The sequence below is a fragment of the Marinomonas sp. G8-14 genome, assembly GCF_055808935.1.
The window spans coordinates 2,954,221-2,968,794 of record NZ_CM147891.1; the positions used below are offsets into that span (position 1 = coordinate 2,954,221).

The window sequence follows — 14,574 nt, forward strand, 5'->3', positions numbered from 1 at the left end:
TCTTTGTGCTCAGGTCGCGCACGAGCCTCACCGATTTCCCGATGCGATAAGTGCTAGCTAAACACTCATCAAGAAGAGATACAAGGTCGTGCATTTATGCCGACAACAAACCTCGCCATGACAAATTAAGTATTGTCGGGCTAAAGCCGCGACCTACAAAACCCTATGTAAATCAAAAAAATGTAAGCAAAATAACCCCATCCTAACCTTCCCCTTGGAAGACAAAAGGGGAAGGGACAAAAGCAGAAGCTTAGCCATTAAACACGGGGATGATTTCTCTGCCGTATTTGGCGATGATTTCTTCTTCGTCGCCGCTGTCTAGGTAGATGTTAAACTGCGTGGTTCCTGCCGCTTCTAGGTCTTTAATCTTGGCAATATGATCCTCGACAGTCCCCAATACACAGAAGCTTTTCACTATGTCTTCGGTGATGAAATCCAAGAATGGGTTATCGCTTTGACCATGTTTGGAGTAATCGTAACCACGACGTTTTTCGATGTAATCCGTTAAGCTTTTTGGCACTAAACCTGAATCACTGCCGTATTGTTCGACAATATCCGCCACATGGTTACCGACCATGGCTGGGAACCATTTGGTGTGTTCAATACAGTAATCCATGTCACCAAAGTAAGCAGGCGCCGCAGCTTGAATTTTGAAGTTAGACATATCACGGCCTGCAGCTTCACCGGCGTTAATCGCTTGATCTTTAAACCATTTAACTAAATCAGGGTCACCAATCTGCAAAATCAAACCATCACCCACTTCACCAGCGGTAGCCAAGGCTTTTGGGCCATAGGCGCCAATCCACACAGGCAATTCATAACCTGTCGCCCAAGGTAATTTGACCGGTTCTGGGCATTCACCGTATTCCACTTCTTCACCGCGTACCATGGCTTTTACCTTGGTGGTAAATTCCGCAAGACGCGCTAGCGTCGCTGGTTTTTTGCCCATTACTCGCATGGAAGAATCACCACGACCAAGACCAATGTCGAAACGACCGTTACTTTGATGCGCCAAACTCGCGTACAAGCTGGCCGATAAAGACCAATCACGAATATTCGGGTTGGTCACACAAGGACCAAAACGCATGGTTTTGGTGTGCTCCATACACATTGCCATAGCGACAAACGACTCACGCCAAAGAATGTGAGAATCGTAAAACCAGCAATAAGTGAAGCCAGCGGCTTCCGCCTGACGAACAAGATTTCGCGCGCGATCTGGGCTGACGAAGCCTTTAAACGTAATGCCAAATTCCATAATGTATTCCTCTTGTGATTATGCTTTTTAATATTTTTAAAAATTTGAAACTGTGTTTAACAAAGTATTGGTAAGCGCTTTAGAGCACTCTCTACGATGTGCTGAGCAAAACCAAGACGAGGCAAAAACAGACGAAAAAGCGGAGTCTATAAGTTATAAATGAGCATTTTGAGTCTGTTTTTAACAAAGTATTGGTGCGCTCAGTAATCGCACCTAATGATCGGGTGGACAGATACGAACTCCCGCATGAGAAAACGGCACCTCTTTCGAAATATTCAATCGAATCAAAATCGGCGTTAGCGCTTCAACGCAACGGGCGCTTTCGGCTAAGCCTGCGTTGTAGGCTTTGGTGCCCATTTTTTCGATCAAAGCCATGACGCGTTTTTTGGCTTCAAGGTCATTGCCGCACACCAAGATGTCGCAATTGATGCCTCGAGATAGATCGTTCAAGGTCACCGCTGACACGTTATGTAAGGCACCGACAACTGGGATATCATCGCCCAATAACAACTGCGCCGATTCCGTTACCGAGCTCCGCTTCTGGCATCACCACGGCTTTTGGGTTACCTGGTGCCAATGGCACAACAATGTCCACCAAGGTTTTGCCGACCAACAATGGCGCTAAGGCGGTCAAGGTGGCATCGTGGCCGCTGTAAGGCACCGATAAAATCACCAAATCGTCTGCGGCTTTGGTGGCGTCCTCCATCGACAATCCGGTAATGTCCGCCTGACAATCCTGTTCCGCCAAGGTGACGGTGAGCTGCTGCGCGGTTTCTGCTGCCTTGGCAGGATCACGAGAACCCAACACCACGCTAGTGCCAGCCAGTGCCAAACGCAGGGCCAGTCCTTTCCCTTGCGGGCCGGTTCCGCCAATGATGGCGACTTTATTAGTTACTTCGTTTTTCATCTAAAAAGATCCTCGTTATGAGCACGAATAAGATCACGGCTCGAACTGTCGGTTTTTGACCAAGATAGGCCACGAAAAATTATCACGGGTGATTTAGCCCTTTTCTCCATTAACAACCCAGACGCTGCCGCAACTTCATCCGCAAAGGCAGGTGCGGTGACGCTCAAAGGTCGTCCGAACGCATCCAGCTCCCCCAACATGTGAACCACACCCGGCACATTCGCCAAGCCAATCGCCACGTTGGTTTGCCCCAACCGCCAAGGTCGACCAAAGGTGTCGCTGATCACCACGCCCAAATCACAGCCAAAATAGGCTTCTAATTTGTGACACAGTAAGCGCGCACTTTTGTCTGGGTCTTCGGGCAGTAAAATCAGTTGGCTGGGATGGTCAGCATTGGATTCATCCACTGCTGCATTAGCGCAGATGTAGCCATTTTTATGCTCGGCGATCAGTACGCCTTCTTCTTGATCAGGTCGCTTCATCGCTCGCACAATGCGTGTTGATTGGGACAAAATCACTTCGACTTTACGTGGATCTTTATTAACGGTTTTCGCCAACTCGATGGCTTCTTCACTGGGCGTAATGTCGTCCAAATAGGCAAAAGCACCTTCACTTTTTGACACTACTTTTTGAGCAATGACCAAGATGTCGCCAGCCATCAGCGCTTGATTTTGCGTCGTTAAGGTATCGATGATTTTTTGTGCTAAATCATCGCCCTGCTGAAAATCCGGCAAGCCCATCAAGCGAAACACACTCATAGAATCAGGCATAGTGGCGTTCCTTAATAAGCGTTTTCTTCATCAATGATTGCCCCGTATCGCGCCATGCTTTGAAGCGTTCAGGTTGACGAATTACGGCAACTTTAAGATCTTCCCTCTGATCAATGTCCAACGCGAGATTGGCAAGATGCAGGCTGCGACAAACCAGTCGATTATTCGCAGCGTTGGCCTTATGCGCAGACGCAGAATCACAACCATATTCAAAATGAATGGCATCCGGAGGTGATGTTAATAACGCATTGGTACCGCCGTCTTTGGCAACGGCAATCACCACTTGCGCGTCATGAATTGCCGTCATCAGCGTAGTAATTTCTTTAGGATCCAAGACCGCAATGTCACTAGGAACAATAAGTTGGCTGTCATAGCCGGATTTTTTCACCCAATCGCAGGCAAAATCCAACGCACCGTTTAAACCCTTTTCCCCATCGTCAAACAAGGTATTGGCTTCATAAGATTGAGCAAGGGAAAGTACTTCAAGTGATTCACTCACCACCAGCACGTCTAACATGGGGAAATGTCGCTGAAAAAACGCCAAGGTGTTTTCAAACAGCGTCAGAGACAAACTTTCACGGGCTGCATCCGACAAGCAGCCAACCAATCTTTGTTTGGAACGCTTGGGCGATTTCATCGGAATCACCACACAGAGCTTGTCTATAAAAAAAGGGGCCATTAAAGAAGGTGTTTTCAAAAAAGAAGTCATTAGGCCGCCCTCTGCTTTTTATGAGACAAAGCAAACTCAACCACTTTGGTAAGCAACGCCGTTTTGTCTTCAGGGGTTTTCATTAGGGTTGGCGTGACCAACACATCCAAACCTTGCCCTTGCAACCAAGTGGCGTCTTGCTGATCAAGATTGTCAATCACCATGGCCTGTAAGAATGTGCTGTAACAGTCATAGATGCCTTTTGAATCGATACTTTTCCCTACACTTTCAAGCATTTTATCCGCAGGGCCTTTTACCGTTTTTCCGCCAATTAAAGGCGAAACAGCAATGACATAAGCAGCGCTTTTTTCCACCGCTTGCTGAATGTCCGGCACAGCGAGAATGGCACCAATGCTAACAATCGGATTGCTCGGCGCGATGATAATTAGGTCACTGTTAGCAATTTGCTCTAAGGCATTTTGGGTAGGTTTTGCCTTTTCGATTCCTTGGTACTCAATATCCAGCACGTCGGACTGACAATGCTCGCGTACAAAGAATTCTTGGAAAGACAGCCAGCCTTGTGGCGTCTTCACTCGGGTTTGCACCACATCATCTGTCGGCAACAAAATCGGCACGCTGACGCCATGACGTTTCGCCAAACGCTCGGTAATCTCGCTAGCGCTAACGCCTTGGTGTTTTAAATTCGTTCGATAAATATGCGTCGCTAAATCCAAATCCCCCAGAGTCATCCAAGTGTCTTGCCCTAAGGCTTTTAGCTCGGTGAGTACTTGATGCGTTTCGTTCTTGCGTCCCCAACCTTGCTGACGGTCAATCTGATCACCCAAAGAATAAATCAGCGTATCGATATCCGGTGAGACCCAAAGACCGTGAAATTCATCATCGTCGGCAATGTTGCCAATGATCTTGGTCGCGCTGGCGTATGGGCTTTTTGCCAAGCCTTCTGCCGCTTTGGCACCACCCACACCGCCAGCCAATAAGGTGATGTTTAAGCCGCTCATTACGCCACTCCTTGAATCGCAATGCGGTTCGATAAAGGCGCTTTGACCTTGTGTTCTACCAAGGGATAATCTCTAACCACTTCATATTTAGTGCTGCGCTGTACCGCATGCAGACCCGCCGCTTGAATATTGGCGACCATGTCTTCTGGAAACACTTCTTGCCCATGAGTGGCTCCTGCCGCACGGGAAATACTTTCGTTCATCAAAGTGCCGCCCAAATCATTGGCACCTGAGCGCAGCATTCTAGCGGCTACATCGGGCACCATTTTCACCCATGAGGCTTGGATATTATCGATATGACCTTGCAGCATCAGGCGAGCAATGGCGTGCATTTTGAAATGCTCGTCTTGCGTTGGACCAGGGCGAACCTTGTCTGGATTATCCTTGTATAAACGGGTTTCGTAATGGATAAAACCTAACGGCACAAATTCAGTAAAGCCGCCAGTTTCCTTTTGAATATCGCGCAATAATTTGAGGTGATTGGCCCAATGAATTGGCTGATCAACATGACCATACATGATGGTCGACGTTGTCGGCACGCCAACAGAATGGGCGGCTTTGATAATGCGCACCCACTCTTCTGTAGTGAGTTTATTCTTGGTCAATTGCTTGCGCACTTCGGTATCTAAAATCTCTGCCGCTGTGCCCGGCATAGAACCTAAACCAAGGTTCTTTAACTCGGTCAAAAACGCCTCTGGCTCAAGGCGACCTTTTTTGCAGCCATACCAAATTTCAAATGGGGAAAAGGCGTGAATATGAATGTCTGGCACACGTTTTTTCACCGCGATAATAAGGTTACGGTAATAATCTGCGCCTATATCTGGATGCAATCCACCTTGAATACAGACTTCTGTCGCCCCTCGATTCCAAGCCTCTTCGGCTCGATCAGCCACTTGTTCGACCGTTAGGAACTCCGCTTCTTTGTCGCCTTTTTCTTTAGCGAAATTGCAAAATCGGCACCCCATGTAACATACGTTAGTGAAATTGATATTGCGCGTAATCACAAAGGTTCCGACATTGCCGACGCGTTTTTCACGTACTTTATCAGCGGTGTCTAACACGGCTTGGGCTTCTGCACCTTGCGTAGCAAATAACACACAAGCGTCTTCGACACTCAGCTCTTCGCCCAGCAAAGATCTTTGCAAAATTGTTCGAATCGATTCGCTCACCTGACTATTGAACAGCACCGAATCTGGTGTGCTATCTAGAACATTGCTTGACGTTAAAGGAAATAGGTTCATGCGATAACTCCTCCACTCACTTGAGCTGCACGGCTAGCCAGCGACGCGACTCGTTGCGTTAAATTAGGTGTTAGATATTTATTGTCCTGATGCTGAAAGCGGTCATAAATGGTCAGACGTTCTGCCAGCGAATAACCCAATCCTTCACAAGCTTGCGCCACGCTACTGATCTGCGGCCACGCTCTTTCTGGGTTAATAAAGTCTTTGGTCAAAGGCGAAATGCCGCCCCAATCGTTGATGCCCGCATTGATGTAACTGCCGTATTCGACTTCCAAATTTGGCGGTGCTTGTATGCTGATGTCATCGGGCAAGATCAAACGGGCAACAGCGATGGTGCGCTTCATATCGTCTAAATTGGGTTCTTGATAGTTGGCCATCGCGGTGCCTGCTTTGGCGCGAAAATTCTGAATGATGACTTCTTGGATATGCCCATAGGCAAGATGGCGATCACGAATGGCGATGAGACTGTTTACTCGGTCTGTCCAGCTTTCACCAATGCCAATCAGGATTCCTGTGGTGAAGGCGATATCAAGACGGCCCGCTTGCTCTATGGTGTCGAGCCGACGCTTAGGGGTTTTGTCTGGACAAGCATAATGAGCTTGGCCTTTTTTAAGTAACGTATTTGACACATTTTCCAGCATCATGCCCATGCTAGCCGCGACGGGTTTTAGGCGTTTCAGTTCATCAAAAGACAAGGCTCCCGCATTCACATGAGGCAACAAACTGGTGTGCGTTAAGACACTTTCACATTGATCATGCAAATACTCTAAGGTGCTGTCGTAACCTAAATTGGCCAACATATCGCGAGCTTTCTGATGGCGCTCTTCTGGGCGCTCGCCCAAACTGAACAAAGCTTCTTTGCAATCTAATGCCGCACCTTCTCGAGCGGTTTTTAGCACTTGTTCTGGTGTCATGTAATTAGCATGAGGAGACTCTGGCGACTGCACAAAGGTGCAATAACCGCAGGTATCACGACACATATTGGTTAAGGGTATAAACACTTTTTTTGAATAAGTAAGTTGTTTACCCCAAGCGTTATCACGCGCTTTAGCGGCTTCTTGGCAGAGTGCGTACAAGTCTGGCCCAGTAGCAAACTCATAAGATATGGCTTCAGAATCAGAGATCATAGTCACTCCACGCGTTAGTGGTTAAATGAGATTAAATTAACTTTTTTACCATTTGGTATAAAAATTAATAGCAACCATTTTGCGCAGAGTAAATTGTTTTTATTAGTGCAAAACACGCACTGATAAAGGGCTAGCGGTCTAAAGTTTAGTTAAGTAATAAGTTAACCAAAAGGTTAAGATGATGAAAAGTGGCGTTTTTTTGCACAGTTCAATGACTCAAAAAAAACGCCATTTATTGAAATACCAGAGGAAAAACTTGATAAAATTATTTTTAATTATTTTTTTGGCACCAAGAGCGCGCACAACGAAATCCGTCACCGCTAGTTCCGCTCGTTCAAAATCATCTTCGTCCAAACGATGTTTTCCTAATAGCACTTCCATTTGTACCGAGAAATCGGCATAGGTTTGTGTCGCCGCCCAGATAGTAAAAAACAAATGCTCAGGATCTACATCCTCAATTAATCCCTTATTTATCCAAGACTTAACCAATATAACATCTCGATCAAACTGCGGTTTTAAGTGGCTAATTAGGTACTCTTTTAAGACAGGTGCACCACTGATGATTTCATGAGCAAAGACTTTAGAACCATTCGGGTACAATCGTGAAAGCTGCATTTTTTCACGCACATAGCGACGAATAACCGCTTCGGGCGTGTCACCTTGCGTTTCAAGAAATGACAGCTTTTCTATCCATATATCGAGCATCTCTTTTAACACGCGTTTGTAGAGTAACTCTTTGTTTGGAAAGTAATAAATAAGATTTTGCTTAGAAATATTTGCCGTTATCGCAATCGCTTCCATAGAAGACCCGCTGTAACCTTTTTCTGCAAATAACACTTCAGCAGAACGCAGTATACGTGACTCTAATTCTTCTCTATTAATTGATTGTTTTGTGCGTTTCGCTTTCTTCTCAACCAAAATCCAATCCGCCTTAATACAAAAAGTACATTCTTTTTTAACCTTATAAGACGCTGTTTTTATTAAACATTATCTTTTTCTCAAGTTTTAAAATAGCACAGTCAGATAACTCTAACGAGTCTTTCTCGACAAACTTGATTAAAACTTGGCCTACTTATTGCTGACCTGAAAGGCAAGTTATTGATTATTTTTTTATCGTCATTTTTTACCTTTTGGTAAAGGTATTGGAAGCAGGATTAGGAGTAAGCCATGCAAGACCTTCGTATCAACCAGCAACGCCTTTGGGACTCCCTAATGGAAATGGGCGACATTGGCGGTACAGAAAAAGGCGGTTGTAACCGTCTTGCAGGAACAGACTTAGACAAGCAAGCCCGTGATCTTTTTGTTTCTTGGTGTAAAGCCTGTGGCTGTACCGTTGAAGTCGATAAAATTGGCAATATCTTTGCTCGTCGTTCTGGCATAAATAATGACTTACCAGCCGTCGGCACTGGCAGCCACCTTGATACACAACCGACTGGCGGCAAGTTCGATGGTGTTTTCGGTGTTCTTTCTGGCGTTGAAGTACTGCGCACATTGCATGAAAACAACATTGCAACGCCCACGGCAATGGAATTCTCCGTTTGGACCAACGAAGAAGGGTCACGTTTCCAACCCGCTATGCAGGCTTCAGGAACCTATGTTGGCCGCTTTGATCTGGAAACTGAATTAAACAAAACGGACGTCAATGGCATTCGTCTTGGTGACGAACTAGAACGTATTGGTTATTTAGGCGAAATGGAATTAGGCAGCCGACACATGGGCGCATTTTTCGAAGCGCACATCGAACAAGGGCCAATTTTAGAGGATGAAGAAAAAGCCATTGGTATAGTTCGACTAGGCCAAGGCATCCGCTGGTACAACATTGAAGTGGTCGGTCGCCCTTCTCATTCAGGCACCACACCAATGCATCTTCGCAAGGACGCTATGTTAGCGGCTTCTGCCATTGTCACCGAAATGAACGCCATCGCGCATCGTCATGAAAATGGCTTGGGTACGGTGGGTTTTATGCAAGTCTGGCCAAACTCACGCAATACGATTCCGGGCAATGTGACATTCAGCGCAGACCTTCGTAACCCTAAACCTGATGTTTTGCTCACCATGCATGAAGAGCTATTAGCCTTTTGCAAAGAAATCGCCCTTGATCATGGTGTCGACGTCAACGTTGATCCTTTTTGGTATTTCGCTCCAGTAGAGTTTAACGCTTCTGACGACGTAAAAGCCGCCACGGAAAAGCTTGGTTATAGCCATATGGACATCTATGCAGGTGCAGGACATGACGCCTGTTACATGGCGGATTTAGTACCAACTGGAATGATTTTTACGCCTTGTTTGAACGGTATCAGTCATAACGAAGCAGAATACAGCTCACCAGAAGAATGCGCGGCCGGAGCCAATGTGCTGCTGCACGCCATGCTCGAAGCCAGTGAACGCATCGCCAAAGAACATCAATAAACCATGACAACAAGCAAGTGAAGACAACAACGAACCATTGAATGAAACCCATAAATAATTGAAAAGTAGAAGAGGTGGCAAAAATGACCAGCAAGTCTGTTAAACAAGGTGAGTTTTATGAGTTGGAGGTTGATAGCGACCTGCAACAAAGTTCAGCGTATAACGACGATTTAGCGCCAACCAAAGTCAAAGATCGTACATGGAGCAAGTGGCATATTGCCGCGTTATGGGTCGGTATGTCGATTTGTGTACCAACTTATACCTTGGGCGGGGTGTTGACAGCCTACTTCGGATTGTCGGTGATGGAAGCCTTGTTTACCATTCTTGTGGCTAACATTATCTTGCTGGTGCCACTGACACTAAACGCCTATCCTGGTACAAAATTCGGTATTCCCTTCCCTGTGTTATTACGTTCATCCTTTGGTATGGTTGGCTCTAACATTCCTTGTTTGATTCGTGCCTTGGTTGCGTGTGGCTGGTTTGGAATTCAAACCATGTTTGGTGGTTTGGCCATTCATTTATTCTTATCAGCCGTATCCGATGGCTGGGCAAGTTTGGGTGGCGTCGGCGAAGTAATCGGCTTTTTCATTTTCTGGGCGCTAAACATGTACGTGGTGATCCGCGGCGCAGAATCGATTAAATGGATGGAAACCTTATCTGCGCCATTGTTATTGATCGTTGCCATTGGTCTGATGTTTTGGGCGAGCGACAAGGTCTCTTTTACTGAACTTCTTGCCACTCCAGCAAACCGCCCTGCCGATGCTGGCTTTATGGGTTACTTTCTAGGCGGTCTGACGGCCATGGTGGGGTTCTGGGCAACCTTATCATTAAACATTCCCGATTTTAGCCGTTATGCAAAATCGCAAAAAGATCAGGTTATCGGACAAATCGTTGGTTTGCCTATCACCATGTTCTTCTTCGCGGCATTAGGCGTAGTGCTCACTGCCGCATCCACCACATTGGTGGGCGAAACGATCTCTGATCCAATCTCTTTGATTGGTAAAATCGACAGCCCATTCTGGGTGGCAATTGCCATGATCTTGATCGTCATAGCCACGCTTTCAACCAATACGGCCGCCAACGTGGTTTCTCCAACTAACGATTTTCAAAACATCGCGCCAAAACTCATTAATCATACTCGTGGCGCTTTGCTAACAGGTTTAATTGGTATTCTGCTAATGGCTTGGGAATTACTCAAAAAATTAGGGGCCTTGGAATCCGATGTTAGCGTAGAAGGCATGTATTCAAATTGGCTATTGGGGTATTCAAGTTTACTTGGCCCAATCGCAGGCATCATGATTGTCGATTATTTTTTAATCAAACGTCAGCATTTAGATTTAGTCGCCCTGTATACGCCAGACAGCCTTTATCCAGCCTTTAACAACGCTGGACTGATCACCTTTGCTGTACCCGTTTTGATCACGTTAGTGGCATTGAATGTACCAACACTTGGTTGGTTCTATAACTACGGTTGGTTCACTGGCGCATTCACTGGCGCCATCTTGTATTTCATCCTTGGCAATATGCAAACCACGCCTGCGACTCAAACTGACGCGTTGCAATCCTAAATCATTCTCACCGCGGCACCGCGTGGTGCCGTCTATACTTTACAACTGGAAAGGGACGACACATGAGTAGTCTATTAATAAAAGGTGGGACGATCGTCACCCACGAAGAAACCTTCAAAGCCGATATTCTTTGCAAGGACAATAAAATCGTCGAAATAGGCGACATCAGCGTGCTGCCAAAAGACGTTGAAACCATTGATGCCACGGGCAAACTCATCATGCCTGGCGGTATCGATCCACATACTCACATGCAGTTACCTTTCATGGGAACCGTGGCAAAAGACGATTTTGCTTCCGGTACTGTCGCAGCGCTTGCTGGCGGCACAACGACTATTATTGATTTTGTGATTCCCAATCCTCAGCAGTCTTTATTGGACGCTTATCATCAATGGCGTGACTGGGCAAAAAAAGCCCATTCAAATTACACTTTCCATGTGGCGATTACTTGGTGGGATGATACCGTCGCGGAAGAAATGAAAATACTGGTAAAAGACCATGGCGTAAACAGTTTCAAACATTTCATGGCCTACAAAAACGCCATCATGGCAACTGACGATATTCTTGTCGCGAGCTTCACAAAATGCTTAGCACTCGGTGCGATACCAACGGTTCACGCAGAAAATGGCGAGCTGGTTTATCACCTACAAAATAAACTCATGGCTGAAGGCATAACGGGACCAGAAGCCCATCCGCTGTCTCGCCCCTCTTCTGTAGAAGGCGAAGCGGCTAACAGAGCCATTAGCATTGCCAATACGCTTGGCGCGCCAATTTATCTTGTTCATGTCTCCACAGAAGAAGCCGTCGATGCCATTCGCTACGCCAAAGACCACGGCCAAACCGTATTTGGCGAAGTGTTAGCAGGCCATCTCACCGTAGACGAAAGCGTTTATCAACATCCAAATTGGGCCACGGCGGCGGCTCACGTTATGAGTCCACCATTCAGACCAAAACATCATCAAGATGCGCTTTGGAAAGGCGTACAAGCTGGCACGCTACAAACCACCGCCACTGACCATTGCGCCTTTTGTGCCGAGCAAAAAGCCATGGGCAAAGACAACTTCACGCAAATTCCTAACGGTACAGCGGGAGTAGAAGAACGCATGATGGTGCTGTGGGAAAAAGGTGTCAATGAAGGCAAGATCACCATGAATGAATTTGTTGCTTTGACTTCGACCAACACGGCGAAAATCTTCAACATGTATCCAAGCAAAGGCTGCATTCGTGTCGGCGCTGACGCCGATCTGGTAATTTGGAATCCTGCCACGAGCAAAACGATTTCCGCGAAAACCCACCATTCGAAAATCGAGCACAGTATTTTTGAAGGCATGGAAATCCACGGTGTGCCAGAAACCACAATCTGTAACGGCAAACTCGCATGGCATAACAATGTGCTAATCGCTCAATCTGGCGATGGACAATATATAGACCGCCCAGCTTACGCGCCTTATTACGAAGCCCTAAGAAAACGCAAAGAGTTAAATAAACCTAAAGCAGTTGTGCGCTAAGACAATCATTTAAAAGGGCCGCAGCCCTTAACTCATTGAGCGAATAACATTTCTACGAGGAAGGCGATAGTTTCGAGAAGAAATGTTATTCGATCGATGAGCTCTAAACTTATCCGTTACAAGACAAATTCGACCAACGCTTGTAGTACGACAAAAGACATAACACCGGCCAAAATATCGTCTAGCATGATACCGAAGCCGCCGTGGACGTTTTTATCGACCCATGAGATAGGCCAAGGCTTCAAGATATCGAATAAACGAAACAAGACAAAGCCCAGCACGATATAAAACCAACCTGCTGGCGCTAGCCACATGGTGATCCAGAAGCCGACAAACTCATCCCAGACGATACCAGCATGATCATGTACGCCCATGTCTTTAGAGGTTTTACCACAAAGGTAAATCCCCACTAATGAGGTCACTACTAGCATCATAAAATACGCTGTCGCGCTTAAATCCTGTAATAACCAAATAAAAATCGGCACAGCCGCAAGCGTACCAAAAGTACCAGGTGCTTTTGGTGCAGCACCAGAACCAAGACCAAATGCCAGAAAATGTATCGGGTTACGCCATACGGACGCGGGGGCAGAGTTTGCCATGGTGTTGCTACCTATCTATTAAATGAAAACCTAAAAATTTTTGTGAACTCTCATGGCTCTAAAAATGTTGCCAGCCAGTTATCTCGCCATCATAGTGTTGAATCACCAAGCCCTCTTCGACAATCTCGCCAACCTTGGTGCATGGCAAGCGCAATGTTTGGGTGATTAATGCAATTTCAGCAGCTTGTTCTTTTGCTGCGGTAAAGCATAACTCGTAATCATCACCGCCGGTTAAGGCTAACGCCACCGCTGCATCTGGCCGCCACTGGCTTAACTGCGCAGAAATAGGCAAATGCTGCGCATCGATATTCGCGCCGACGCCTGAGGCCTTGAGTATATGCTGGATATCTTGCGCAAGACCATCGGAAATATCCATCATGGCATGCACTACACGTTTGAGCGCCATACCAGCAATCAGTCTTGGTTGTGGCCGCCAAAAACGCTCATAGAAGTAATCAAAACGCTCACTGGATACTTGCAACTCCCCTGTGACAATCGGCACGGCCGCCGCGGCATCACCGAGCAGTCCAGTCACATAAATATCGTCACCGACCTTGGCTCCACTGCGCTTTACCGCCATGTCTGGCTCAACATAACCATGCACTTGCAGCGTAATCGTCAGTGGCCCTTTGGTGGTATCGCCACCCACTAAGGCCAAACCAATGGGACTCAGCCAGTTCCGCCATACCTTGCGCCAAACCCGCTAACCATTGCGGATCTGATTCAGGAATCGTCAGTCCCAAGGTGAAAAACGCTGGTTTTGCGCCCATTGCCGCTAAATCGCTCACACAGCTTGCCACCGCGCGATAACCAATATCCACAGGATCCGCGTCAAAAGGGAAATGTCGCCCTTCGACTAGAGTATCCATGGAAAACACCAGACTCTGCCCCAGCGGCACTTGCACCTGTGCGCAATCATCACCAATACCTAACAGAAGATCCCCGCGCCCTTGTGTACTTGCCATCACGGACGCTTGAAAGATATTTTGTATCAACTCGAATTCTTTCAACAGAAGATCCTTACTTATCTTGATAAAAGGTCAATTAAAAGGCATTCGCTGAGCAGTAAAAGCACGCCTGTTTTAGAGCAGAAAGGATACCGTATTATCGGCAGTCTGTCAGAAGCAAAAAAGGCAGATTGCTCTGAACAACCTGCCCTTTTGGGAATGCATCATTACCACAGTAAAAAAGCGTTAATCTTCAGAACGCTTAGCCCGTGTCTTAGGTGTTGGGATCACTTCTAGATAAAAAGACTTCCAATGCTGGCTTTGTGCCGAGCTAATATTGGTATTGATATCGCCTTCGTGGATCGCACGTGCCTTGTCAGCAGTTTGACCAAACTTGCAGTTAAATCCCCAAAAATCCGCCCCCTCTGGCAAGGCTTTATTGCGTTCCGCTTTGATGTATTGCTTAACTTCGTTTTTCGCTTCTTCGATGAGGCGCTGATATGGCTTTTTTGGGTGAGATAAGACAAAGTTCTTTTTCATTATGATCCTAAAAATATTGGGTAAAGCAGCGTAACAAC

The 14,574-nt window shown here is 46.5% G+C and carries 16 protein-coding genes; 3 read left to right on the plus strand and 13 right to left on the minus strand.

Features of this window, described 5'->3' with window-relative positions:
- Positions 1–250: 250 nt before the first annotated feature.
- The 9 genes from AC0L6V_RS15115 to AC0L6V_RS15155 form a co-directional block, all read right to left on the minus strand.
- Positions 251–1,255 carry a TIGR03842 family LLM class F420-dependent oxidoreductase gene (locus AC0L6V_RS15115; protein ID WP_265217989.1) on the minus strand — a complete coding sequence of 335 codons (1,005 nt, stop codon included), beginning with the start codon at positions 1,253–1,255 and terminating at the stop codon, positions 251–253.
- A gap of 213 nt (positions 1,256–1,468) precedes the next feature.
- A complete protein-coding gene (locus tag AC0L6V_RS15120) occupies positions 1,469–1,765 on the minus strand; it encodes a Rossmann-fold NAD(P)-binding domain-containing protein (RefSeq protein WP_418138387.1) in 297 nt (98 codons plus the stop codon).
- Complete coding sequence (locus AC0L6V_RS15125; RefSeq protein ID WP_418138388.1) at positions 1,749–2,162, minus strand: NAD(P)-binding domain-containing protein; 414 nt, start codon at positions 2,160–2,162, stop codon at positions 1,749–1,751. The genes AC0L6V_RS15120 and AC0L6V_RS15125 overlap by 17 nt, the downstream gene beginning before the upstream one ends.
- Complete coding sequence (cofE, locus tag AC0L6V_RS15130; RefSeq protein ID WP_265217991.1) at positions 2,159–2,932, minus strand: coenzyme F420-0:L-glutamate ligase; 774 nt, start codon at positions 2,930–2,932, stop codon at positions 2,159–2,161. Before cofE ends, AC0L6V_RS15125 begins: the two co-directional genes overlap by 4 nt.
- On the minus strand, positions 2,925–3,641 hold the full coding sequence (cofC, locus tag AC0L6V_RS15135) for a 2-phospho-L-lactate guanylyltransferase (protein WP_265217992.1): 717 nt from the start codon (positions 3,639–3,641) through the stop codon (positions 2,925–2,927). The genes cofE and cofC overlap by 8 nt, the downstream gene beginning before the upstream one ends.
- Positions 3,641–4,600 (minus strand): 2-phospho-L-lactate transferase, encoded by a 960-nt coding sequence (gene cofD / locus AC0L6V_RS15140; RefSeq protein WP_265217993.1) that lies wholly within the window; start codon positions 4,598–4,600, stop codon positions 3,641–3,643. Before cofD ends, cofC begins: the two co-directional genes overlap by 1 nt.
- Entirely contained in the window at positions 4,600–5,841 is a 1,242-nt protein-coding gene (cofH, locus tag AC0L6V_RS15145; protein WP_418138389.1) for a 5-amino-6-(D-ribitylamino)uracil--L-tyrosine 4-hydroxyphenyl transferase CofH, read from the minus strand. The genes cofD and cofH overlap by 1 nt, the downstream gene beginning before the upstream one ends.
- A complete protein-coding gene (gene cofG, locus AC0L6V_RS15150; RefSeq protein WP_409418736.1) occupies positions 5,838–6,968 on the minus strand; it encodes a 7,8-didemethyl-8-hydroxy-5-deazariboflavin synthase CofG in 1,131 nt (376 codons plus the stop codon). The genes cofH and cofG overlap by 4 nt, the downstream gene beginning before the upstream one ends.
- A gap of 216 nt (positions 6,969–7,184) precedes the next feature.
- Entirely contained in the window at positions 7,185–7,886 is a 702-nt protein-coding gene (locus tag AC0L6V_RS15155) for a TetR/AcrR family transcriptional regulator (protein ID WP_265217997.1), read from the minus strand.
- Between the two features lie 249 nt (positions 7,887–8,135).
- Between AC0L6V_RS15155 and AC0L6V_RS15160 the strand changes: the two genes are divergently transcribed.
- The 3 genes from AC0L6V_RS15160 to hydA all read left to right on the plus strand — a co-directional run bounded on the left by AC0L6V_RS15160 (position 8,136) and on the right by hydA (position 12,450).
- Positions 8,136–9,377, plus strand: coding sequence for a Zn-dependent hydrolase (locus tag AC0L6V_RS15160; protein WP_418138390.1), 1,242 nt, complete (start codon positions 8,136–8,138; stop codon positions 9,375–9,377).
- An 83-nt stretch (positions 9,378–9,460) separates the two neighbouring features.
- Positions 9,461–10,945 carry an NCS1 family nucleobase:cation symporter-1 gene (locus tag AC0L6V_RS15165; protein WP_265217998.1) on the plus strand — a complete coding sequence of 495 codons (1,485 nt, stop codon included), beginning with the start codon at positions 9,461–9,463 and terminating at the stop codon, positions 10,943–10,945.
- 62 nt (positions 10,946–11,007) lie between these two features.
- Positions 11,008–12,450, plus strand: a complete 1,443-nt coding sequence (gene hydA / locus AC0L6V_RS15170; RefSeq protein ID WP_409418739.1) for a dihydropyrimidinase — start codon at positions 11,008–11,010, stop codon at positions 12,448–12,450.
- A 116-nt stretch (positions 12,451–12,566) separates the two neighbouring features.
- On the opposite strand, the gene AC0L6V_RS15175 is transcribed toward hydA, so the two are convergent.
- The 4 genes from AC0L6V_RS15175 to AC0L6V_RS15190 all read right to left on the minus strand — a co-directional run bounded on the left by AC0L6V_RS15175 (position 12,567) and on the right by AC0L6V_RS15190 (position 14,536).
- Positions 12,567–13,049, minus strand: a complete 483-nt coding sequence (locus AC0L6V_RS15175) for a phosphatidylglycerophosphatase A family protein (protein ID WP_265217999.1) — start codon at positions 13,047–13,049, stop codon at positions 12,567–12,569.
- A 58-nt stretch (positions 13,050–13,107) separates the two neighbouring features.
- A complete protein-coding gene (gene thiL / locus AC0L6V_RS15180; protein WP_265218000.1) occupies positions 13,108–13,698 on the minus strand; it encodes a thiamine-phosphate kinase in 591 nt (196 codons plus the stop codon).
- Entirely contained in the window at positions 13,637–14,059 is a 423-nt protein-coding gene (locus AC0L6V_RS15185; RefSeq protein ID WP_265218001.1) for a thiamine-phosphate kinase, read from the minus strand. The genes thiL and AC0L6V_RS15185 overlap by 62 nt, the downstream gene beginning before the upstream one ends.
- Positions 14,060–14,242: 183 nt before the next feature.
- On the minus strand, positions 14,243–14,536 hold the full coding sequence (locus tag AC0L6V_RS15190; protein WP_265218002.1) for a DUF6172 family protein: 294 nt from the start codon (positions 14,534–14,536) through the stop codon (positions 14,243–14,245).
- Between the last annotated feature and the right edge of the window lie 38 nt (positions 14,537–14,574).